Origin of the sequence: Leptospira congkakensis, assembly GCF_004770265.1 — a bacterium.
Taxonomy (GTDB): domain Bacteria; phylum Spirochaetota; class Leptospiria; order Leptospirales; family Leptospiraceae; genus Leptospira_A; species Leptospira_A congkakensis.
In genome coordinates, this window is the sequence record NZ_RQGQ01000017.1 from 649,649 (window position 1) to 671,556 (window position 21,908).

At 37.9% G+C, this 21,908-nt stretch carries 21 protein-coding genes; 15 read left to right on the top strand and 6 right to left on the bottom strand.

Annotation, left to right across the window (positions count from 1 at the left end):
- Positions 1–3: 3 nt before the first annotated feature.
- From EHQ70_RS16575 to EHQ70_RS16585, 3 genes are read left to right on the top strand one after another with little or no spacing between them, the layout of a single operon-like run.
- A complete protein-coding gene (locus EHQ70_RS16575) occupies positions 4–1,302 on the top strand; it encodes an adenylate/guanylate cyclase domain-containing protein (protein ID WP_135588251.1) in 1,299 nt (432 codons plus the stop codon).
- Positions 1,299–1,901, top strand: a complete 603-nt coding sequence (locus EHQ70_RS16580; RefSeq protein ID WP_135588253.1) for a phosphoribosyl-AMP cyclohydrolase — start codon at positions 1,299–1,301, stop codon at positions 1,899–1,901. Before EHQ70_RS16575 ends, EHQ70_RS16580 begins: the two co-directional genes overlap by 4 nt.
- 3 nt (positions 1,902–1,904) lie before the next feature.
- The gene (locus EHQ70_RS16585) at positions 1,905–2,261 is read left to right on the top strand and encodes a rhodanese-like domain-containing protein (RefSeq protein WP_135588255.1); all 357 of its coding nucleotides are present in this window, start codon (positions 1,905–1,907) and stop codon (positions 2,259–2,261) included.
- 88 nt (positions 2,262–2,349) lie between these two features.
- Here the strand turns inward: EHQ70_RS16585 and EHQ70_RS16590 are convergent, their stop codons facing one another.
- Positions 2,350–2,823: a nuclear transport factor 2 family protein gene (locus tag EHQ70_RS16590; protein WP_135588257.1), complete on the bottom strand. Its 474-nt coding sequence runs from the start codon at positions 2,821–2,823 to the stop codon at positions 2,350–2,352.
- Positions 2,824–2,873: 50 nt separating this feature from the next.
- Between EHQ70_RS16590 and EHQ70_RS16595 the strand changes: the two genes are divergently transcribed.
- Positions 2,874–3,395, top strand: coding sequence for an SRPBCC family protein (locus EHQ70_RS16595; RefSeq protein WP_135588259.1), 522 nt, complete (start codon positions 2,874–2,876; stop codon positions 3,393–3,395).
- Between the two features lie 13 nt (positions 3,396–3,408).
- Here the strand turns inward: EHQ70_RS16595 and EHQ70_RS16600 are convergent, their stop codons facing one another.
- The gene (locus tag EHQ70_RS16600) at positions 3,409–5,286 is read right to left on the bottom strand and encodes an alpha/beta fold hydrolase (RefSeq protein ID WP_135588261.1); all 1,878 of its coding nucleotides are present in this window, start codon (positions 5,284–5,286) and stop codon (positions 3,409–3,411) included.
- A gap of 91 nt (positions 5,287–5,377) precedes the next feature.
- Here EHQ70_RS16600 and thyX point away from each other — a divergent pair, with 91 nt between their 5' ends.
- From thyX to EHQ70_RS16620, 4 genes are all read left to right on the top strand, one after another.
- A complete protein-coding gene (thyX, locus tag EHQ70_RS16605; RefSeq protein WP_135588263.1) occupies positions 5,378–6,301 on the top strand; it encodes an FAD-dependent thymidylate synthase in 924 nt (307 codons plus the stop codon).
- 76 nt (positions 6,302–6,377) lie between these two features.
- The gene (locus EHQ70_RS16610; protein ID WP_208729575.1) at positions 6,378–7,073 is read left to right on the top strand and encodes a FecR family protein; all 696 of its coding nucleotides are present in this window, start codon (positions 6,378–6,380) and stop codon (positions 7,071–7,073) included.
- Positions 7,070–8,467: a hypothetical protein gene (locus EHQ70_RS16615; RefSeq protein WP_135588265.1), complete on the top strand. Its 1,398-nt coding sequence runs from the start codon at positions 7,070–7,072 to the stop codon at positions 8,465–8,467. The genes EHQ70_RS16610 and EHQ70_RS16615 overlap by 4 nt, the downstream gene beginning before the upstream one ends.
- 10 nt (positions 8,468–8,477) lie before the next feature.
- Positions 8,478–9,764: a protein-disulfide reductase DsbD family protein gene (locus EHQ70_RS16620; protein WP_135588267.1), complete on the top strand. Its 1,287-nt coding sequence runs from the start codon at positions 8,478–8,480 to the stop codon at positions 9,762–9,764.
- A gap of 121 nt (positions 9,765–9,885) precedes the next feature.
- Here the strand turns inward: EHQ70_RS16620 and EHQ70_RS16625 are convergent, their stop codons facing one another.
- The gene (locus tag EHQ70_RS16625) at positions 9,886–10,827 is read right to left on the bottom strand and encodes an NAD(P)H-dependent flavin oxidoreductase (RefSeq protein WP_135588269.1); all 942 of its coding nucleotides are present in this window, start codon (positions 10,825–10,827) and stop codon (positions 9,886–9,888) included.
- Between the two features lie 18 nt (positions 10,828–10,845).
- On the bottom strand, positions 10,846–11,139 hold the full coding sequence (locus EHQ70_RS16630; protein WP_135588271.1) for a hypothetical protein: 294 nt from the start codon (positions 11,137–11,139) through the stop codon (positions 10,846–10,848).
- Positions 11,140–11,174: 35 nt separating this feature from the next.
- Between EHQ70_RS16630 and EHQ70_RS16635 the strand changes: the two genes are divergently transcribed.
- A complete protein-coding gene (locus EHQ70_RS16635) occupies positions 11,175–13,127 on the top strand; it encodes a PP2C family protein-serine/threonine phosphatase (protein WP_135588273.1) in 1,953 nt (650 codons plus the stop codon).
- A gap of 92 nt (positions 13,128–13,219) precedes the next feature.
- On the opposite strand, the gene EHQ70_RS16640 is transcribed toward EHQ70_RS16635, so the two are convergent.
- Positions 13,220–14,257 carry a zinc-binding dehydrogenase gene (locus EHQ70_RS16640; RefSeq protein ID WP_135588275.1) on the bottom strand — a complete coding sequence of 346 codons (1,038 nt, stop codon included), beginning with the start codon at positions 14,255–14,257 and terminating at the stop codon, positions 13,220–13,222.
- On the bottom strand, positions 14,254–14,796 hold the full coding sequence (locus tag EHQ70_RS16645) for a hypothetical protein (protein ID WP_244288397.1): 543 nt from the start codon (positions 14,794–14,796) through the stop codon (positions 14,254–14,256). The genes EHQ70_RS16640 and EHQ70_RS16645 overlap by 4 nt, the downstream gene beginning before the upstream one ends.
- A 161-nt stretch (positions 14,797–14,957) precedes the next feature.
- Between EHQ70_RS16645 and EHQ70_RS16650 the strand changes: the two genes are divergently transcribed.
- From EHQ70_RS16650 to EHQ70_RS16675, 6 genes are read left to right on the top strand one after another with little or no spacing between them, the layout of a single operon-like run.
- A complete protein-coding gene (locus tag EHQ70_RS16650) occupies positions 14,958–15,776 on the top strand; it encodes an adhesin OmpL37 family surface protein (RefSeq protein WP_135588278.1) in 819 nt (272 codons plus the stop codon).
- Positions 15,777–15,778: 2 nt separating this feature from the next.
- Positions 15,779–16,441 carry a rhomboid family intramembrane serine protease gene (locus EHQ70_RS16655; protein WP_135588280.1) on the top strand — a complete coding sequence of 221 codons (663 nt, stop codon included), beginning with the start codon at positions 15,779–15,781 and terminating at the stop codon, positions 16,439–16,441.
- Entirely contained in the window at positions 16,441–17,883 is a 1,443-nt protein-coding gene (locus EHQ70_RS16660) for an MDR/zinc-dependent alcohol dehydrogenase-like family protein (protein ID WP_135588282.1), read from the top strand. The genes EHQ70_RS16655 and EHQ70_RS16660 overlap by 1 nt, the downstream gene beginning before the upstream one ends.
- Positions 17,884–17,887: 4 nt before the next feature.
- Complete coding sequence (locus EHQ70_RS16665; protein ID WP_135588284.1) at positions 17,888–20,344, top strand: hypothetical protein; 2,457 nt, start codon at positions 17,888–17,890, stop codon at positions 20,342–20,344.
- On the top strand, positions 20,341–20,763 hold the full coding sequence (locus EHQ70_RS16670) for an NUDIX domain-containing protein (RefSeq protein WP_135588286.1): 423 nt from the start codon (positions 20,341–20,343) through the stop codon (positions 20,761–20,763). The genes EHQ70_RS16665 and EHQ70_RS16670 overlap by 4 nt, the downstream gene beginning before the upstream one ends.
- On the top strand, positions 20,756–21,901 hold the full coding sequence (locus tag EHQ70_RS16675) for a carbon-nitrogen hydrolase family protein (protein ID WP_135588288.1): 1,146 nt from the start codon (positions 20,756–20,758) through the stop codon (positions 21,899–21,901). The genes EHQ70_RS16670 and EHQ70_RS16675 overlap by 8 nt, the downstream gene beginning before the upstream one ends.
- The last annotated feature ends 7 nt before the right edge of the window (positions 21,902–21,908 follow it).

Sequence of the window (21,908 nt, forward strand, 5' to 3'; positions counted from 1 at the left end):
CCAATGGCAACAAAGTCTGAACAAATTTTAAGGGAGAAGGAAATAGAAGGGATTAAATTTAGCCTATATGGAAAAATTATAATCTTTTCCCTTCTTACCATTGCCACTTTCTTTGTTGCTCAGACTCTATATGAATTGTTAACGATTGCCTCTATATCGTTAGCTCTAATCGTAGTTTTGTACATTTTGTCCAAGTTTTTGAAAAAAGGGAAGTTCGTTTCCTTTGTTGGATTGTTTTGTGTAGTCATTGATTTATTCATCATCACCATCCTTCCGTTCATTTGGTACAATGCGGTTGGGGGTGAGTCACAAGTTCCCAGAACTTATTTAATCAAAACCTATTTACATTTTATCATCGCAGCAACCTTGGTGATGAATGCCTTTAGTATCCAACCTATTTACCCAATGATTTATGCATTGGGAGTTGTTATTAGCCAAGCCGGGATTTTGGTGTATGCGCAACAAGATCCACGTTTTATCAGCACCGAAAATTTTAAAGAAGCCTTTCTTGGGCCTGCAGCCCATGTAAATAATTACATTATGTCCATGGGAATCATTGGTGTTCTTGGCTTTTTTTTGGCATACCTCACCTATCGTGTTAGGCGAACAGTTCTTATGGCTGTTACGAATGAGATCAAAATGTCTCAACTCTCGAGATATTTTTCACCCAATGTCGTGAGTCAAATGGGTCAGGCTGAGGATGATTTTTTCAAACCAGGAGGAAAGGAATCTACAGTAGCTGTTTTATTTTGTGATATTGCAAATTTCACGCAGATTTCAGAATCTTTAGGCCCTGAAAAAACTATGTCCTTACTTTCCGAATATCATAGTTTTATGTTGGATATTGTTTTTGATCACAATGGCACACTGGATAAATTTATCGGCGATGGGATGATGGTGACTTTTGGAACTCCACTCCCTTCAAAAGATGATGCGACTAGTGCAGTCAAAGCAGGAATTGCTATGTTAGAAGCTTTGTCTGTATGGAATCAAAAAAGGGAATCCAATGGCGAAAAATCTATATCCATTCGTTTGGGAATTCACTATGGACCAGTCATTGTTGGTAACGTTGGTGTAGAGAAACGATTGGAATACACAGTCATTGGAGATACGGTGAATGCAGCAAGCCGATTGGAAACCTTAGGAAAAGAATTAAGACGAAACTTTCTTATCTCAAAAGAATTGTATGATCAAATTTCTTTGGAAATGAAACAGAACTTAAAAACCAAATCTATGGGCACTTTGTCCCTTCGAGGAAAAACAAAAACTACAGAAATTTTATCTGTGGAGACAAATTTATGATCCAACTTCCGAAAGAAAAAGAGATCACAATCATATCCAAACCAACACTGAACTCAAAAGACGTAAGTTTAAAAGTAATGAGCTCTCCACTTGCGCAGGAATTTGTAAACCAATTTGATTTTGGCAAAAAACAATTATTTGTTGATTGTGATGAAGATGCCCTACTTGAAATCAATCCTAATTTAGACATTTCCAACAAACTTCTGTTATGGGAATCTGGAAGTTTGAAAATAACAGACGAAGAATGGATTTCTTTTCAAAAAACAATTCCCCCTCTTTCCCCATTTTTAGCCCAAGACATTTCAGGGAAAGATTTGATGTTGGCTTGGGGTAAAAAAGAAAGTTTACTTTCGGCAGTGGAATCAGGCCTTGGAACTTATTTCAGTAGATCCAGAAATGGAAAGTGGGTGAAGGGAGAAGAGTCTGGCCACCTTCAAAATTTATCTGCGATTTATGTACATTCTAATCCCTTTTTCATCCAGTATATTACAGGTCAAATTGGTGCGGCTTGTCATACAGGTTATTATTCTTGTTTTTTTCGTGAACTTGGTCTGAATGATTCTATTTCCTTCGTCTATCCTAACAAAGTAGGAGAGTAGTTTTTGAATCGTATCGTTATCATTGTTTTAGTTGTTGTTTGTGTTATTTTTATTATTTATAAATTAAAATCTGTACTTGGTGTAAACCAAACACAATTGAAAGAAAAAATTGATTCTGGTGCTTTGGTTGTCGATGTAAGAACCGTTGCCGAATTCCAATCTGGTCATTTCCCTGGTGCCATCAATATTCCTGTCGACCAAGTTTCAAAGCGATTGGATGAATTTGGAGATAAAAACAAATCCATCATTGTGTATTGTGCTTCTGGCGGTCGTAGTGGGAGTGCAAAATCATTTTTGGAATCAGTAGGATACTCTGATGTTACCAACGCAGGTGGACTTTCCAATATGCCAAATCCATAATAGGCATATAAAGTGGACACCAAATAGGGAAAACAATTTGGTATGAATTTGAAACCAATTTGAATTCCCTATTTCACCAACTAACAAACTACATACGTTTTCTTTTCATATACAATTGTAATCCAGTCACTGCTTCTTTACGAACTTTATTTCCAAGAGCCGGCCACCAACCGAGAAAATAACCAACAGGACCCATTGCCATGCCGAGCCACTTCCACATGGAAAAATGATCTTTGTGAATGAGGATCTTCCCATCCTTGAAAGTAAAATTTGCATGGATTTTGTTTTGAACTGTTCGGCCAGTTTTACTAAAACTATAATCGGCTTCCCAATCGGCGGAACCTTTTGTGTCATCTGCTTTGATATTAGAAAATCGAATCGTTAAGTTTTGACTTTTTTCGATTAACATAAGCCACATTGCGACCGCTTCTTTCCCTTTCAATTGACCAAAGGCAGGATCTTTGAATTCAATCTCGGGATGGTAGAGAGAGACCATGGTTTGTCCATCTTTGTTTTGGAAGGCCGTATAAAACTTCTGAATTAACTCTTCATTTGCATGCATTGTGGAAAGATTATGATTGATCAATCCAAGACTAAGCAAGAAAAAAAGTTATGAAACGAATTGTTCTTTTTGCTTTTGGAACCAGTTTTTTACTCATCGGTCTCGTTGTTCTTTTTTTAGCAGTAGGTTATTTCCAAGATCCGAAATTCCATTCGGAAACCAGTGAATGGTTGAAAGCAGAACCAGAAGACATCTGGGCTTACGTCACTGACGTTCGTGACCTTCCGAATCGTCGAAAGGAAGTGGTTGCTATTAAAATTTTAGAAACTAAACCCGATGGTACGATTACAAAATGGGAAGAAACACCAGATATGGGCGGGTACATGATTTTTGAACTTCGTGAATCCATTCCAAACAAACTTTGGAAAATAGAACTAACGGATGCGAGTTTTAAAATGCGTGGTTCTTGGACTTACACCTTGGCACCAAAGATTCCCGGAACCGTTGTGACAATTACGGAAGATTCTGAAATCACAAGCATCCCAGTGAGAGGGGCTTATTTCCTCGCCGGTCGTGATGCCACTCTCCAAAAAGAGATGGAACTTATTCACAACCGGTTTAGCGGGCGTTAGGGGAATGTTGGGATTATTTTAATCCCTGGATCCATTCATCGATCCCTTTACAAATTTTTCTAACAGTTTCTCCATGAAAGATGATTCCAAGGTGGCCCTGTTCGTAATAAGTGATCACCTTGTTTTCTGATTTGAGATCTTTAAGTTCTGTGAGGCTTTCTTCTGGAACAATTTTATCAACAGTGCCAACTACACTATAAATTGGCATATTGAAGTTGTTTAGAAAGTTTTCGGTATAATTGATTCGACCATCATTTGACCAGAAACTTCGTTCGTTGGAGATCTGACTTTGGAAAAATTGCATAATCACAGAGACAGATTCTTCGCAAAACACATCTTCCATGAGGAAATACCATTCAGGAGGAGTGATTTCTTTATAACCCACAAAGTCTTTGATGGTTAAAACTTTCGTTCCAATATTATAACTGAAACTTCTCAAACTGGAGTGAAGGTTCAAAATCAATTTAAAGAATTTTTTTAGGTCAATGGTTTGGATGGTGGCTTGCATGGAAAAACTAGCCATACTCAAAATCATATCCGATATCATTTTGTGTGGAAGCATACTAAATCCGCGTTTCAAAGTATCCAGGCCAATGAAGTTGGATTTTAAACTGATATAGTTAGGTGAAGTAATGGAAACAATCCCTGCAATATATTCTTCCGGTTGCGGTAAATTGAATTCTTCTTTGAGTTCTTTGATTTTATCGTAAGAAGATACATAAAATCGAGGAATCATTCCCCCCATACTGTGACCAAGAACCACTGTCCTTTCACTTGGGTAGTGCCAACGAATCCAACGAAGAATTTCTGGAAAGTCATCTTGGATGTAATTATCAACCGTCCATCCTTCTTTTTTTCCATGTTTAGGCATGGTTTGTCTGGACCTTCCTCGCATATCCATGAGGAAAACTCGGTATCCATATTTGAGTGCGAGTTCCTTTGCGAGTTTGTCCATTACGGAACGTCTGCAGAAAAATCCAGGAATGAGTAAAAGGTTTTTACCAGTATTGTTTAATTTTTCAGGAGTAAAACTTTTTAATGAGACCGCATAACCATCAGTAGTTGGGATGATGAAAGATGCATCCATTCTATATTCAATATTGTACTGATGGGATTTGAAGATAATGGACGTGACCGGTTCTTTTTGGTCTTTGGTGGTCGTATAAAACAAGTTTCTAGAATTAGAAACTGTATCTGCCTTTTCGATATTTTTTTGAGCAATATAATGGTCGTTACCCGATTCCATTTCTTTTGCTACCACAAACTCAATCACATCAAACAAAGAATAAAGTTGGAGGGTGAGGGGCCGAATTTTGTCTTCAGGAATTGGATCTTTGGTAATCCCCCACAAAATCCCGATAGGATTTTCGTTCACAAAGAGGGGAATCCCGATGGCATGGTTCATGGTTTCTGAGAGTAATACTTTTTTCTCAGGATGGATTTCTTCCTCTTTCAAATTAACAAAGGTAACTTCCGGTCTAAGGCCTTTATTAAAATCAATGATGGATTTACGGATAAAACCTGCGGATTCATTACGAGGGTCGGCTAGATGGATGGGGCGAGATTTTTTGATGTATTCTTCGATCCCAGGAATTCGACGGCGTTCCGCAATTTCTTTGAGTTTGAAGTGGGTGGCCGTGGCCACAATTTTCATTTCATCTTGGTCAATGACTTCAAAAATCGAAAAATTGAAAATGGGGTCATCGTTGAAATCCACGAGAGAAACCATTTTATTTGTGAAAGATTGCCAAATATTTTCCAAAAATTGGAACGTAGGTTTTGGTACCGGAAAAATATAAATTTTATCCGGGTTTACCATGAGACTTTTATTGCTGTCTCGGGAGGAAATTTTGATCAGACGATCTTCCTGTGAATTTTCTTCAAGTGCCATTTAGCATCCTTTCTATTTATAAGGCAATACAGTCCGTTATAACTCTATTTTCGACTTTTCATATGCCTGTGAACTAAAAAATAAAGCTAATATGCAACAATCTGATTTCGAATCCATTTCAAGAGTTTCCGTTCCCGAATTAGACTCCATTTTAGGAAAACCATTTCCGGTTTTGGATGATGGGTTTGTCAGACTCGTTGATTACATGGGATCTGATGAATCAATCGTTCAAGCAGCACGCGTTTCGTACGGAAAAGGCACAAAAAAGGTAAATGAAGACCGAGGCCTGATTCGTTATTTGATGCGCCACCGCCACAGCACTCCTTTCGAAATGTGCGAACTAAAGCTACATGTTCGAGTTCCTATGGACACTTGGCGCCAGTGGATTCGACACCGAATGGCAAATGTCAATGAATACTCTACGCGTTACTCCGTAGCCATTGACTCTGCACAAACCACTCTACCAGGTGAATGGCGAGTCCAATCCGTTGGTAACAAACAAGGTAGCGATGGATTTTTAGAATTATCCAAAGGTGACCACCTAACAAAAAGAGAAACTGAATTTCAAAAGTTTGCGAATGACCTTTATAATGAAAGATTAGAAATGGGTGTGGCTCGCGAACAAGCAAGGAAAGATTTACCACTTGCAACTTATACGGAAGCGTATTGGAAAGTTGACCTACACAACTTACTTCACTTTTTAGCACTTCGTATGGATGATCATGCCCAATTGGAAGTTCGTCTCTTTGCAAAAACCATTGGAGAACAGATTGTTAAAAAATGGGTTCCAAACGCTTGGGAAGCATTTGTCGACTACCGTTTGTCTGCGCTCAATTTGACTAAATATGACACACTAATCATCAATGCGCTCAACACTTCTGGCAAAGAAGGTGCTATAAAGAAGGCAATCGAACTAGGTTTGTTAGACGAACAAGGTTCCACAGCTAAAAAAAGCCGAGAACGTGAGGAATTGGAGTACAAATTGAAAGATATGGGTTTCGCCATTCCCTGGTAGGTAAACCCGCTGAAAACAAAATCAAATTTGATAAATTTGATTGATAATTTATTTCATCGTGTTTGTTAGAGGGATTATGAGCCTCAGAATCCTTCTAACAGTTTTTTCCATCCTCCTAACTTCCGTTTCCCTTTTTGCAGAAGAGTTTGCTGTAGCTACCTTCACTCGCGGTAAAGTCAGTTTTATCTCCGCTTCTGACACTTCCAAACTTTGGAAAACACTCAAAGTCAATGATGTGCTAAAACCAGGCGATAGAATCAAAACTGGGAATGGATCTAAAGTGGATTTTTTCTACAAAGAAACAGAGATACGCATCCAACCAAACACAGACTTTACGCTAAAAGAATGGGATTCCGATAAAAAAATTGCAAAAGCTTATATAGAAAAAGGAGCCGCTTGGTTCCGAGTCAGCAATTTTAAAAAAGGAAGTTTTGAGGCATCTACTCCCACAACGACAGCCGGTGTACGTGGAACCGCTTTCGGAGTGTTCTACGAAGAAAAAGAAAAAACAGGATACACTTGTGTTTGTGAAGGTCTCGTAAATGTGAATGGAACCGAATTTGCAAAAGGAAGTGGCGGTGCTATGAAAGTGGGAGCTACTGAAATTTCTAAAAACGATTACAAAGAACTCATCACCGAAGACGGTGCCACTCTCAAGTTTAAAGAAAAACGTAAAGACAATCCTATGTTATCTCGTTGCCTTCCATGCCATAAACCTGTAGGTTGGGAAGATACAAGTTTTACTCCGGATGAAACTTATGGTAAAAAGTGAAATTTTTTTTTAGACTATTTTTATTAACAATACTCATCACCAATTCTTTATTTGGTGATGAGGTCATCACCACAAAAAAAGACGAACCTGATGGTTACTATGGATTAAAACTAGGTGCCATCCTCACTCCAACACTTTCTTATCGAGTTCGAGACAAAGCCTCTGGAACCACTGATTTAACTCCTTCTGACAAAGCCGGATTTTCACTCCCTTGGACAATGATTACCATGTCGAAAGAATGGGAAGAAACTGGAATCAAAGCAGAGTTCTGGGGAGAAATCCTTCGTAACGATGCTCTTACAAATGACACTTTAGCAGGCACTGGTAATAAATCCAACCCATATGTATTTCTCGTTAGGCGAGCAAATTTAGCTAAAACCTTTGAAATAGGAAACACAAAACACCAAATCCAATTGGGAATGTTTGAATTGCCACATATGTTTTCTGTTTGGTCAGGGAACTATGATTGGCGTTATTTTGATAAATCTCCATTGGAGTCTATGGGTTTTTCCAAAGATCCTGTAGATCTTGGAATCAATTATATCCTTCGTTGGAATTCATTTTCTGTACAAACTGCTATCGTCAACGGAGAAGGGTATCGAAATACCCAAAACACAACCAATACAGGATACGATGTGATTGGAAAACTAGGTTGGGATCCAACCTGGTCAGAAAATCTTAAAACAGGGCTCCATATTTTAGGAAGAGCTTCGAATGCTTTTGGTTATGCGAGCGATGAATGTCGAGAAGGAAAAACAAGTTGTCTAGCAAGTGATGGAAATCCGCTCACAAGAAAACAAGGAACAGTTTCACTCAACCAAGAACAAGTTGTTGCTGTCGAGTCACACCTAGTTTGGAGAGAGATCCTAAACTTAGGGCTTGGCGGAATGGCAAAAAAACGTTTGGGTGGGGAAATTGTGGATCGGATGTCTCCTTATGCGCCTGCTACGAAAGTTCCAGAAGCAACTGGTCGAGGAGCCTACTTTTGGGCCGGCCTTGGGAACGGAACTTTGCGTATTGTAACCCGAGGCGAGATTGCCACTGGCGGACCGGCTCCTGGTCTCCAAGCTACGGAAACAGTGGAAAAGGAACCTTGGCTCTGGTTCAAACCTGGAACTGTAGACCCTCTCTATTCTAATCAATCTTATTACATCACTCGTCAAATCTTTGGGGAATGGTTAATCACCCCATCAGCACGACTTGCTTTGGGATATACGGAGGTACGTTCGTATGATTCTAAAGGAGACCCAAATAAATGGTATGTAGACAGTACCGGCGAGGCATCAAATCGTGTCGAATATATAGAACAGTTTTCAAAACCTGCAGTGCATCCGATCTCCGAATATGGTAGATTGGATCGGAGCATTGTTTTGAAAGCCACAGCTACGTTCTAAGACAGAGAGTATGGTATCTGAAATCCAAATCTTTATAGAATCCCAATTGTCTTCTGGGTCTTTTTCTATTTTTAGTTTTTTCTTTTTAGCCTTTGGCGGTTTGCTCGCGGGGCTATTGCCTTGTGTTTATCCTTTGTATCCCATCACTGCGGGGATTTTAAAGTCCCGTGTTTCGAAACACAAATGGTCGCATCCGCTAGTTTATTATGTGGGTCTTGCGAGTATGTACGCAGTATTTGGACTGGTCGCTGGATTTAGTGGAGGGGCGTTCAATTCTTTTTTACGTTTCCCTGAAACCCAAGTTGTACTTTCCGTTTTATTATTTATCTTGGGGCTGAGTGTTGCTGAATTTTTATATTTTCCTTTTTTCTCTGGTGACCTTAGAAATTCGGTAAACGTAAGTTATGCGAATACTTTTTTTCTGGGTGCAGGGGCTGGGTTACTTTCTTCTCCTTGTGTTGGTCCCGTAGTTGTATCCATTCTTGTCCAACTGATAACCTACCAAACCGAAGGGTTTAGTATTCTACCTATTCTATTCACTTCATTAAAAATGTTCGTATTTGGATTGGGGCTTGGGATTCCTTTTCTCTTGATTGGTGTATTTGGTTTTGCCTTACCAAAATCTGGAAAGTGGATGAAGTCGATCCAATGGGTTCTTGCTTTGATGATTTTGTATTTTTCATATACTTATTTAGAAAAAGCCTTTGGTCTTTGGGGATTTGATTCCAGACTTTCTATCAAAGTATTTCTCATTTGGACTTTGACTTTGGTCTTTTTGTACTTACAAAAGAAAGAAGGCCTTCCTTATGAGAAAATGAAACTCTCTCTTTTACAATTGGGTGTCTATACATCGCTACTTGTTTTGATCCTACTTTTACAATCGGGAGTTTCTAAATTTTCCTCAGCGTCACCTGGTGCGGGATTAAGTTCAATTCCCATAGAAGTTCATGGAAATTTAGAATGGCAAAGGTCAGAAAAGGAAGCATATCGGATTGCTAAAGAAACCGGAAAACCGATATTCATCGATTTTTATGCGGACTGGTGTACGAATTGTAAAGAGTTCCAAAAACTAACTCTCACTCATAAGGAATGGAATGAAACCTTTAAAAACAAGGCTGTCCTTTGGAAGGTTTATGATACAGATCCCATTTTTGAAGAGTTTGCAAATCATCCCAATTATCCTGAATTGAAGATTGGTTTGCCATTTTTTCTAATCTTAGATGCAGAAGGAAAGATGATCTATAAATCGAATGATTATTTAGATATGAAAGGAATGATCGAAGCCGTTCGAAAATGATAAGATTGTTAATTCAATTTTGAATTGGTTGATTTTGCTTAGAGAACCGAAAGAAATTTAAATCCGTTTTAAGGCTTCCTAATGCGAACCGATTTGTCTAATCGATTCGCATTATATTTGTTTAGCGAGGAAGATTGTTTAGAGTGGCCAAGTATTCACTGGCAATTTCTTTTACAATTTCTCCGGCAGGTTTTACTTCTTCGATCTGTGCTACCCCTTGGCCAGCAGACCAAATATCTCTCCAACGTTTGTATTCTTGTTCGATGGCTTTTTCCCCGCCGGCATGACCAGCAGCAATTTTTTTAGGGCCATCTTCTAGAATTTCAGGAGATCGTTCTACGGATTTTGCCAACCAATTGGCCGGAATTCCTGAAATTTTTTCTGTATAAACAATTTCGTCTGGATTTGAATCAATTAACATTTGTTTGTATTCGTTTTGCGCTCTTGACTCTGGGGTGGCAATGAAACGAGTTCCAATGTAAACTGCATCTGCCCCTAAAGACAAAGCCGCAGCCATTTGTGAACCGGTAGAGATGGCACCAGCAGCGATCACCGGTAGTCCTACTTCTTTTTTTAAATAAGGAATGAGAGCAAAAGGGGTAATGGCTCCAGCATGCCCGCCAGCTCCTTGGGAAACAGCAATGAGAGCATCGGCTCCCGACTTTGCTACGATGTTCGCATGTTTCAGTGTGGTCACATCACAAAACAATGTGGATCCATTGGATTTGATTTCTTTCGCAATGGTTCGTGGAGTTCCAAGACTCGTAATGATGAGTTCTACTTTTAAATCCATAACCACTTCGAATTGTTTTGCCCAGTTCGGGTTGTGTTCTTTGTGTAGGATCAAATTGACTCCGATGGGTTTTTTGGTTTTGGAACGAATTTCAAGGATTCCTTCCCGCAATTGTTCTGGCGTCCTGTAGTTCAAAGACGGGAAACAACCAATCCCCCCAGCCTCGGAAACTGCCACCACTAACTCCGGATAGGATACGAGGAACATAGGTGCTGCGATGATCGGTAGATCAATTTTCAACATTTCACTGATTTTTGTTTTGATTTTCATAAATCTCCTGTTATACGATTATGGTTGAGTCGGTTTTGGAATCAGATTGGGCATTTCCAGAGGGTATCTTCCTGTACGAGGAATACAACTCATCGCAAAACCTTGGATAATGTAACAGATGGAATCTTTAGAAATACATTTTAAAGATTTCTGGTATTCTTGTCCGTCAATGTCCGTGGCGATGGAATAACATTCCAGTTTGTCTTCCACGAATAGTTCTTGGGGAGTTTTCTCTTGGGCCATAAGCGCCGTAAGAGACAATAATAGAAAGGTGAGTAGGTAAAAAAATGATAGGAATCGATTGCGATTCATTGAACGTATCCTGCTAGTCCTATAGGAATCAAATTTTGAAAGAAGTCAAATCATATAAATCGATTCATACTCTCTTACGGTTTGTTCTTTATTTAGGGTTTGTGATTTTCTTTTGCGGATGTTTGGATTTACATTCGGAAACCAAATCGGATGAGAAATTCCAACAATCCATTTATCTATTGGATAGGTATTATTTTTGGTCTTTAGAGGAGATACCAGACCCAAATTCGATTCCAAACAATGTTTGGCGAAAATTGGAACCCAATCAGTTGGGATTAAACCCACAAGAGAATCAATTTCTCTATATTAAATTTAGTGATCAGTTTGTTAGACAACTGAAAATCCCTGTCCTTTCTATTGGGATTGCCTTGGAACAATTTAAACTTTTTCAAGGAGAGGAGTTGATTTTTGAATCAAAACTTCAGGATCATATTTTTCCTTATATCATTCCACTCCATCAAAACCCTTCTGGTTCCATTATCATCCAGTTCCAATCAAGATACAAAAGTTTTATTGGAATGGATCGTGAAGTATATTTTAAAGACCATTCGCAAGCTTTAGTGGATTTGTTTTTAGATAATTTTTCGGAAACTTTTTTTGCTCCAATACTCCTTATCCTTTCTGTTATTTTTTTTGGATTTTATTTTTTAAGAAAAAGGGAAATTATTTTTCTTAATTTTTCGATTCTGTTATTTTCTGCCTCATTGATTGAAGTTTTGAATGGTTTTGTTGGTTTTTCATTGAGTCAGTTTTCTTATTTTGTGATACCACTTACCTTTTTTAATTTTGCATTTTTTCCTTTTGCCCTTTTATTATTTTTAATTGGAATTTTTCCTCCATTCTTTCGGAATTTATTTAAGATACTCGCAGCTCTTCATCTATTTGTATTTTTTATCTCCCTAGTGAATAATTATGAAAATGGAATCTCTTTTCTTAATAGTGAAAATGATTATGATTGGATCATTATTTTTGAAGGGATTGTGGCAATTTTTTCTTCTGTTTATGTTTTAATCAAAGGAAACAAAAATCTTCGCACCATTACTTTAGGATTACTTTTCATCGTTGTTGGCGGACTTCATGATATTTTAGTGGATCTTGAATTTTTAGATTATGGTGTTCGACTCATCCATTATAGTTTTATAATGATGATGGTATTGTTTGGGTTTTATGTTTTCAAACATTATTGGCAACTTCTACAATCCATCAGCCGGATGAATGCCGAATTACGAAATAAAAATAAAGAACTACAAAGGTTAATCCAAATCGATAAGGATTTGGCTTTGGCTCACGCACTCCAAAAATCATTGTTATCACCGAAATACAATGAGGATGAACGAATTCGGATCATTGGTTTTTCGCAAAACTTAGAGTCGGTGGGTGGTGATTATTTTGACCATACAAAAGATAGTATGGGAAATTGGGCCATTCTCATGGCAGATGTTTCTGGGCATGGAATTTCTTCTGCTATGGTCGCTGCTATGTCAAAAATGGCCTTCGTTGGAGCGAGTGCTTATTTGCAGTTTCCTTCGCGTGTTTTTCATTCGATGAATAGGCATTTGGTTGGAAAAACAAAAAATCTTTTTATCACAGCCTCTTATGTATTCATTGATACAGAATCTTATACAGCCACATTCAGTAACGCAGGCCATCCTGGTTTTTTTCTGATTCGAAATTCCGAACCAGATATCATTCATTTGAATGTAAAAGGAAAACCATTAGGATTATTCTCTCATATACCTTATGCCGAGGAGATGGTAAAACTCGAACCAGGTGATAAAATTTTACTCTATACAGATGGAATTTTTGATCTATTGAATGAGGATGGCGATAGTTTTGGTGAAGAAAGACTCAAAGCATTGTTATGGGACAATCGATACCAAAAATTTCAAGACCTGGCAAAGGTAGTTCAAGATTCTCTGTTTAAATTCTCAGTTGGATGGAAATACCAAATGGACGATTTGAGTTTCCTTCTCGTGGAAATAAAATAAATTAAAACTTCAGAATCATGAAACCAACAAAGGAATCAATGTTTCAACGATTCAAAAATCCAAATTCAGTAAATCTGCCATCAATCCAAAATTTATAATTCTGGATTGATGATGAATCGAATTGGGTTTCCTTTTTTTTCTTCCAAAGCATGTAAAAATTCATTAGTATCTTCTAGTTTATGAATCCCACTGATGGACTTGGTAAGGCTTAACTTTTTATCTTGATAGAGTTGGATGAGTTCGGGGATTGCTCTTCTATCAGAACCATAAGAACCTGTGATACGAATTTGTCTTTCGATTAGAAAAAACGGCATAGGAATTTCTAGTTTGTTTCTGCCAATTCCCACAAGGACAATGCGGCCCCCTCGGTTCATTGCGCGGACCGAATTTTCGATGTTAGGCATATATCCAGAAAAGTCGCATAACAGATCTATACCGCCCGATTTTTCCTTTAATACCTTACCCACTTGCATATTTTTTTCAACAAGTATCAGTTCATCGGCTCCATATGCCTTAGCATTTTCCAAAGAACCACTATCAATATCGACAGCAAAAATTCGGCCAGCTCCTAATGCTTTTGCAATAGCGACTCCATGGATTCCAAGTCCTCCACATCCAATGATAGCAACACTGTCACCAGGTTTGATTTCTCCTTGGTATTTGACGGCGTGGTAAGGAGTGGAGACTGCATCCGCAAGAATGGCTCCTTCGGTAAATGGAATTTCATCTGGTAACTGATGAAGGTAACGTTCTTCGATTTGTAAGTATTCCGCAAACCCGCCACGTTGATTGAATCCAAGAACCCCTATCTCTTCACAAAGGTTTTCTCGTCCCACTAAACAATGTTTACACTTTCCACAGGAAGTTCCCGCGCTAACGACCACTCGGTCGCCTTTTTTGAATTTGGTGGTTTGTTCTCCAATTTCTTCCACAACTCCAGAAGTTTCATGTCCTGGGACACAAGGACTGTAACTAGCTTTCATTTTACCATGAAGAACCAAATGGATGTCTGACCCACAGATACCACAGGCTTTGACTTTGATTTTTACTTGGTTGGGAAGAAGAGGAGGGAGATCTAATTCTTGAATTTCAAGAGATCTTGACCCTTGTGGAAGAACTGCTGCTTTCATTGAAAGATTCCATCTAACTCTGATAACATGTCGCTCGCATCCGTTTCATTTAATTGTTCTAACGTGATTTCGATTGTATCAGTGAGGTAGTATTTATAATTTTTATAAGTAGATAAAAACTCTTTTAGTTTTTCTTTTTCATCATCGGAAAGTCTATTTTCCATATTGAGTTTGCATAGAGCTAAAACTCCAAAGGCAGACTTAAGTTCATCTGTGTTCGAAGCGATGATAAACAATTCGCGGATGTCCAATTCTTCAAATGTAGGAAGTAAATCGGAAATGAGTTCCATGGCACCGATAGGAATGGCTCGGTCGAGAGATTTGACATAATTCAGTAAAACGCGATAACTTTTTGAATCACCTACATAGGATAGAAGGTAAACCATTCCAGAAAGTAAAGATTTATGATACCCCCAACTCAGTCGACCAGAGTCGGCTTCTCGGATGATTTGATAGATCAAAGTCCATGTATTTTTATCACCATCGGCAGCAAGTTTCATCAAATCTAAAAGACGTGATTCCCAGACCGGTTGGTTCATTTCGGATTTAAGGAGGTCAATGGCTTCCAAGGGGGAAGTTGGTAGTGATCCTAACTTTTGCACAGGTTCCTCTCGACATAATTCTAGAATATGAGACGTATGTGTCTTTTCTTTTTTATCATGCTAATGTTTTCTGTGTACGACCGAAACTATTTTCATAGATGAAACGTTTTTCGGTAATACTATTACTCTTTCTCACTGCAATCGGAGAGATGACACCGGACCAGTCCAGTTCCAAAGCGACTCAGTTAATTCGTGTTAGCTATGGACTTAAGGATAACTACGAGTTTCTACGCATTTTGAATTCCACAATCAGCAACAGAGGAACGGAAGACCAAAAAAAATACTTCAAACGTTGTGTTCAACACCATATCGAATCAGAAATTCTCCATTTGCAAATGGACTTGGGAAGATCCTATTCAGAACTCAGAAGGACACAAGGGCTTCTCATTCAACTTTATATTTATGTTTTAGAAGATGAAATTGAAGAATTGGAAATTGAATTGGGTCGGCTTGCTCGACTTGCCAACGGAAAAGAAAAAACAGAAACCAAACTCTATCTTCGTTTGGGGTATCGCGAAATTGCTGTTGCCAAACAGAAATTACTCGTGGGTAAAAATATCAGACCTTATTTATATCTAATGAAACTCCAAGAGTTGGCCTATTCTTTAAAATCACTCAAACAATCCGAAAAGTATATTGTCCTTCTCGGGTTGTTACATGATTCCGTTGATGAATTTGATAAAGAAACTCGAACTTTTACAGATATGGTGCATGAAGTAAATCGTATCATTTTTAATGATCGTGAAAAGTATTTACGTTTGCTTTATGATAGTCATTTTGATTCCTATGGATCCTTGGACTATTACGAACTTATTTGGAAACAACCAGATTTACATGAATTGGCGACAGGGATTCCCGGATTCGATCCGTCTTATGTAAGAAACCCAGAAGAAGCCACACCTCCTAGTTTTAAATAGTTATGCGATCATTCATTTGGGAATTTCCCCTCACCGCCGGATTTTCATTATTTCTTTTTGTTTTGTACCCTGTTGTTTCTATTTTTTTTCCAGATTTGATTGGTGTTTATTTTATAGCAACACCCGGTGAATTCGAACCCATCAACTGGATACTTTCTACTTTCTTTCACGGATCAGGCGCCCATTTACTTTCTAATCTATTTTTTCTATTACTCCTCGGTAGAGTTGTGGAAAATCGAGTTGGTAAAGAGAAATGGTTATTGTTTTATTTTATGGCAGGAATATTGTCCGTGTTAGGTGATGCTATCGTTCGGGGTTTGATTTTAGGTGATCGAACTCCGATTGTAGGAGCCAGTGGGGCCATTTCTGGTTTGGCATCAGCAGCAACATTACTTTCTCCTTTTCGTTTTCCAATATCAAAAACAAAATCCATTCCTTTTCCCGTATTTCTTTTCGGTTGGATGATGGTATATTCTGATGTGACCAATTTGTTTGCTAGGGATCAGGTGGCGCACTGGGCTCATCTCGGTGGTTTTTTCTCGGTCTTCGTAACGAGTTACTTACTCGGTGACAAAGAAAGGCGAGAAATCAGACAGGGCTTTCTTCTAAACTTTACCTTTTTTACATTGACTATCATTCTTCTTTTTTTTATCAACAATAGGTAATGAACTTAAAATTTCGAGCGAAGGATTACACATCCGATGACTCGTTTGAATCAGCAGAATACGAGTATTTTGGGAATGAAACTGAAGGATGGGAGATCAAAAGGAATGGTACACCTTACCTACATTTAGGCCCAGGTTACATCCCTCTCAAAACCATTTCTTGTGGTGTTTGTTCCACTGATATAGACCGACGTTTTTTACCTTTTCCTTTGCCTCAAATCATTGGGCATGAAGTCCTAGCGGAAGGTCTCGGTGAAAACCAAGGCAAACAATTTGTAGTCGAAATCAACGATACCTACGAAGCTCGCGGAGACCAAAACTCAGACCAATTTTGCAAAGAAGGAATTCCTACGCATTCCCCAGAAAGACGAGTGCTTGGAATTGACAGACTTCCTGGTGGGTTCGGACCTTATATTCTCGCCCCAGTCCATGCGGCAATTTCACTCGAGGGAGTTTCTCCCAAAGCAGCGGTTCTGATGGAACCTTTTGCCGCCGCCTTACAGGCCATCCTTGCTTCTCCTCCAAAACCAGGAGACCATGTGGCGGTTCTTGGCCCCCGTCGTTTAGGTAGTTTGATTTTAGCAGCACTTGCATCCTACCGAAAAACCAATAATTCTGATTTTCGCATAACGGCCATCACAAGACATGATCATTTGGTGGCCTTATCTAAGTCTATGGGAGCTGATGAAGTTGTTGATCTTCGCAAAACGGACATTAGTCAGTTGAAGAGTCAATTTGATATTGTTTACGATACTACTTCTACGACTTCAGGATTTGAATCTGCTTTACAAATTGCCAAAAGGGAAGTCCATTTAAAAACCACGAATGGCCAAGTAATGGCCGGGATCGCCCATTTGACAGAACTTGTAGTGGATGAACTTTCCATCCTTCCTTACACAGAATCAAATGTTTTGTTTCATTGGAAAAAGGAAAACCGAACCAACCAGAATGTATTTGTGTTTGGTGGTGTTTCAGAGTCCGTTAAAGAAAATCTAAAAAAACAATTCACAGTTTTTGAAGGGAGTGTTTCTGAAGCAGAGAACATTTTAAATTCAGAAAAATTTTCCAATCATTTGCCTCGATTTGATCTAGTGGTTGTTTCCAACCCAGAAGAATTGAGTTTGGCAATTCGTCCGAACCCAAACCATGAAAATTCTTTGGTTCGTCCTAGAGGAGCTATTCTTGTGGATTCTAGTACTGGAAACTTATGGTCAGAAGAGGCAAACCTTGTGGCAAAGTTTTTTATCGACGGAAAAGAAATTCATAGTTCTCGTTGTGGAGATTTTCATATGGCAATCTCTTTACTTCGTGACAATCCCGATATCACAAAGGCATTAGAAACCAATTTGATTTCTCATCGATTTCCTTCTGACCAGTTGGAATTGGCATATACAACAGCAAAAGATCCATCAAGCGTTAAGGTAGTAGTCGACTTTACATAAGTTTATGACAGAAGAGAAACAAATCCACACCTCCCTTGGTCCCGTCCTCGTTCCCGTAGAAGCTGGACTTTGGGAGATTGACCTCACACATCTTAGGATCTTTTTTGGGCTTTCCATTTTATCTCGCACCATTGGGGAAGAGATTGGAAACCAGTTACATTCCCTTCCTGGTGATTTGTCTTTCACATACAAAATCAATCCTAACATCAACCATGAGTTGGTGGATATGCACATCCAACATGTGCAAGTGTTTGCAAGGGCAGGGATTCTAAAAGATTGGGTTTTGTTTCGCGAACAATTTGAAGAAAACTTACGTTTTGTATTTGGTTCTTTCCAACAACAATCAGTTGCTAAAAAAATTCACCCAGAGTTTTACGGAGAAGATCCTAATCGAAATTCCTCGGTAGCATTATTATTTCCCTTTGAAACTGAATTTGTTCATGATTCTGGTTATTACATACTCATGGAAAGAGTCGCTAGCCAATATAGGATCGGTGATTTTTTTCTTCGCATAACAATTGATACTAGAGAAGATGGATGTTTGAATTTAAATAATATCAAACATGAAATCATTAGTGATGCGCATACAAGAACTTATATCGCCGGTGCCTCGAAAATCAGTGAGTCACTTAGCACTGGAATTATCAATGCGGCCCAAAAAGGGGAAACTTTTTACGAAGAGGAAAATAGTCATTTTAGTAAGGTATTTTCGCAAATTGAAAAAACTCCATTAGGAAAGCTAACGAATATTAGTTTTTATTGGGAAGAACAATACCGAAATTTAATTTTGAGTTCGGATCCTAGTGTTCCATTATCCATTCTTAAAAAACTTTTTCTTTTGTTGGAAGATTCCTCAGCTTCAAAAAAAATCAAAGAAGGAAATACCATCCGTGCCGTGATCGGAAAGGTTTCTGTTTATGTGGATCTTTCCCGTTTGGATCGTGTTCTCAATTTTAGTATCAACCAAAAAAGAACCTTACTTGATTCTAATTTTTATTTAAAACGGATGCCCCTTTTGGAAGAGATTGCCAATGGAAAGGGACATACTTTTAATTTTGATGGTGTTCATATTTTTTTGATCCATCATATTACTTCGGAAATCATTTCGTTGATTGAAACATTCAGAAGATTAAAAGTTAGTTCGTTGGACGTCGCCTTTGTTAAGTATGGTGGTAATATTCCGCCTGTTTATTTAGACATTTTATTAGACATCCCAACGGAAACGTTTTTTATGGCAGGTCTTGAATTCAAACTCACGCAAAACAATACTCCTTATTATGGCGTATCTCCTTTGTACAGTGACTTTGAAAACCATTCTACGTTTCGCCACAAACTCGAAGATGCTAAATTAGGATTTTTTGATGCCATGAGAAGGTTGGCAATATTTTTGTTTTTAAACAAACTATTGTCTATCATATCCAAAAATGAAAAATTACTTTTAATTGAAGATGGTGGTTATGTAGCACCAATATTAAACGAACGTGCATTAGATGGTATTTCGTTTGGTGCTGTTTTGGATGAGTTTTGGGTAGAATCTAAAGATAGTTCGTTAAGAGACAAACCATTCGGTGAAATTCTAAAATCGTATGTGATCGGAACTGTTGAACATACACGAAATGGATACGATCGTTTGGTCAAAGTGAAAGAAGAGAAAAAAACATTATTTTTACCGGCTTTTTCCATTGCCATTTCGAATGAAAAAACTAAGGAAGAATCTAAGGAAGTAGCTCGTTCTATTTTGAATGCCTTAGACAATACCCTGCATGGAATTGGAAAGGTATTGTCTAAGAGAAAACTTCTTCTACTTGGATCCAAAGGGAACATCGGTGGGTTTTTAAAAAAATACCTAATCGGTGGATTCCTTCACGAAAACAATTTAGATATTTTAGAAGTAGATCGAAAGTTCGAATTAAAATCCGAAGGGAAGTTTGTCAAATCTGATTTCAATCGCGTATCTGAACTTGAATTTGCCGAAATAGATTTAATCATTGGTGTGACTGGAGAATCTATCATTTCGCCAAAAACATGGGAATCTTGGATTCTGAATAGTAAACACAAACAATTGTTTATTGCTTCTGGTTCTACAAAAACAGTTGAGTTTGCAGATTTTATCAAATGGACAAATGAACTCAATCTTTCAGCGAATCCAAAGTTAGGTGGAGAAAATTTAAAAGTTTCCTTTCATCGGATTTTAGACCCGCAAACCCAGATGGATTTAGGTTCTAAGATCCTTTTTCAATTACCTGAAAAAAACATTCAAAAGGAAGTGTTTCTGGTCAGTGATGGGAGTCCGGTAAACTTTTTGTTTTTTGGTGTTCCTACAGAATCAATGGATCCAATCATTTCACAACTTGCAAGTGTCTCTTTGGGAATGGTCAATTATTATAAATCTAAAAACCTCCCAAACCCAGATTTATATGCAGTTGATCACCAAATCAATGTTTGGGGAAATTTTTTGTGAGCAAACACGGTTTTTTTCAAATCACCCAGAAATTGTTTCTTCGTAATGGCGAAAACTTATTGGTTATGCGAGATAGAAAGTCTGGCCATGGTGATTTACCCGGTGGCAGAATGAATGAAGACGAATTCTTTTCTGATTGGTCAGAAAGTATCTTTCGTGAAGTAACAGAAGAATTAGGCGAAGAAGTTAAAGTTACCGTTAATCCTGAACCAATTTTTATTCATAAACATCTGGTAAATGAAGGAAATATCCCCTGCGTAATCATCGCATATACCGCAAATTTAGTGAGTGGTGAAATTCAATTATCAGATGAACATGACTTTATGGACTGGGTAAATATAAGAACCTTTGATCCATCAAAACTTTTTTCGGAGTACATGTTGGATGCAGTCCAACTCTATTTAAAGAAATATGCATAATTTATATGTTCCACCTTATAAAATTCTTCTTTTTATTGTTTTGTTTGGATTTGGTTTTTTTTCTGCTTCTATTCTCAAAGACGACCAAACCACCTTACCAAAGTTTGATATACCAAAACCGGATATCAGTTTCGATTTTAATATAAATTTAGATTTCAATTTTAGTAAACCAGAGGTTGATGAAGAAATTCAAAAACCCAATAAACCTTGGAACGAAGTTTTCATCCAAACAAACGGAACAGATCGTAAATATGGTAATTTAGTTGGGATTCAATTGGTTTTACAACCGGAAGACTTTGTAAAAGAAGAATGGTGGAAAGAAAAAATTGAAGAAACTCTAAATAAAGGAAAATCATCTGGGATATTTGACCGAAAAACAATTGTTATATTCCCTGAACATACAGGAACTGGATTAGTATTTTTAGATGAAAAATCTAGATTTTTGAATGCAGAATCTTTGGAAAAAGCACTAAAAACCAAAGGTGAGAATTTTTCAGTTTCAGATTTGATTTATTTGAAATCGGAAAAAATGGCAGAAGTTTATGTTAGAACTTTTTCTGAATTAGCAAAACAATACAATGTCCCTATTTTGGGTGGTACCATTATTTTACCGAATCCAAAAATTGTGAAAGGTAACTTGGTTCTTGATCTGAAAGGTCCATTGTACAATGTAGCCATTCCTTTTTCAGCTGATGGAAAGTTAATGGATCCACTCGTTAAAAAATCAGTTCTAACAGAAGAAGAAGTTTCCATTCTTACGCCTGGGGAACCAACTCAGGATCGTGTTTGGGTGGTTCCTGGATGGAAAGTTGCTATTTTCATTGGGCAGGAAGTTTTTGATTCTAATCTTTATAACCGCCTTGCCGGAAAACCGATTGATGGTTTGATTTCCCCTTCTGCATCCTATCCAAATATGAAATGGCAAAACCTTGATTTAGAAGATTCTAATGTTTGGAAAGGGGAAGGTTTGCCAAAATATATAAAATCAACAAAAGCCCAAGACCTTGTCCAAGTGTTTATGTCTGGGCATTTATTTGGGAAAAGTTGGAACGGAAAAACATTTAACTTAAGAGACTTTTCCAATGAGGATCAGGTGGGATCGGTAGAAAGCCCTACAATCTTAAATTTGTACTTTTAGTTTTCTC

Bases quoted from the DNA above. Each gene is read 5' to 3' on its own strand.
- EHQ70_RS16650 (WP_135588278.1), top strand. From the start codon at position 14,958: ATGAAACGTTTTTCGGTAATACTATTACTCTTTCTCACTGCAATCGGA.
- EHQ70_RS16655 (WP_135588280.1), top strand. From the start codon at position 15,779: ATGCGATCATTCATTTGGGAATTTCCCCTCACCGCCGGATTTTCATTA.
- EHQ70_RS16600 (WP_135588261.1), bottom strand. From the start codon at position 5,286: ATGGCACTTGAAGAAAATTCACAGGAAGATCGTCTGATCAAAATTTCC.
- EHQ70_RS16590 (WP_135588257.1), bottom strand. From the start codon at position 2,823: ATGCATGCAAATGAAGAGTTAATTCAGAAGTTTTATACGGCCTTCCAA.
- EHQ70_RS16630 (WP_135588271.1), bottom strand. From the start codon at position 11,139: ATGAATCGCAATCGATTCCTATCATTTTTTTACCTACTCACCTTTCTA.
- EHQ70_RS16595 (WP_135588259.1), top strand. From the start codon at position 2,874: ATGAAACGAATTGTTCTTTTTGCTTTTGGAACCAGTTTTTTACTCATC.
- EHQ70_RS16645 (WP_244288397.1), bottom strand. From the start codon at position 14,796: ATGAACCAACCGGTCTGGGAATCACGTCTTTTAGATTTGATGAAACTT.
- EHQ70_RS16660 (WP_135588282.1), top strand. From the start codon at position 16,441: ATGAACTTAAAATTTCGAGCGAAGGATTACACATCCGATGACTCGTTT.
- EHQ70_RS16625 (WP_135588269.1), bottom strand. From the start codon at position 10,827: ATGAAAATCAAAACAAAAATCAGTGAAATGTTGAAAATTGATCTACCG.
- thyX (WP_135588263.1), top strand. From the start codon at position 5,378: ATGCAACAATCTGATTTCGAATCCATTTCAAGAGTTTCCGTTCCCGAA.
- EHQ70_RS16665 (WP_135588284.1), top strand. From the start codon at position 17,888: ATGACAGAAGAGAAACAAATCCACACCTCCCTTGGTCCCGTCCTCGTT.
- EHQ70_RS16640 (WP_135588275.1), bottom strand. From the start codon at position 14,257: ATGAAAGCAGCAGTTCTTCCACAAGGGTCAAGATCTCTTGAAATTCAA.
- EHQ70_RS16575 (WP_135588251.1), top strand. From the start codon at position 4: ATGGCAACAAAGTCTGAACAAATTTTAAGGGAGAAGGAAATAGAAGGG.
- EHQ70_RS16580 (WP_135588253.1), top strand. From the start codon at position 1,299: ATGATCCAACTTCCGAAAGAAAAAGAGATCACAATCATATCCAAACCA.
- EHQ70_RS16610 (WP_208729575.1), top strand. From the start codon at position 6,378: ATGAGCCTCAGAATCCTTCTAACAGTTTTTTCCATCCTCCTAACTTCC.
- EHQ70_RS16675 (WP_135588288.1), top strand. From the start codon at position 20,756: ATGCATAATTTATATGTTCCACCTTATAAAATTCTTCTTTTTATTGTT.
- EHQ70_RS16620 (WP_135588267.1), top strand. From the start codon at position 8,478: ATGGTATCTGAAATCCAAATCTTTATAGAATCCCAATTGTCTTCTGGG.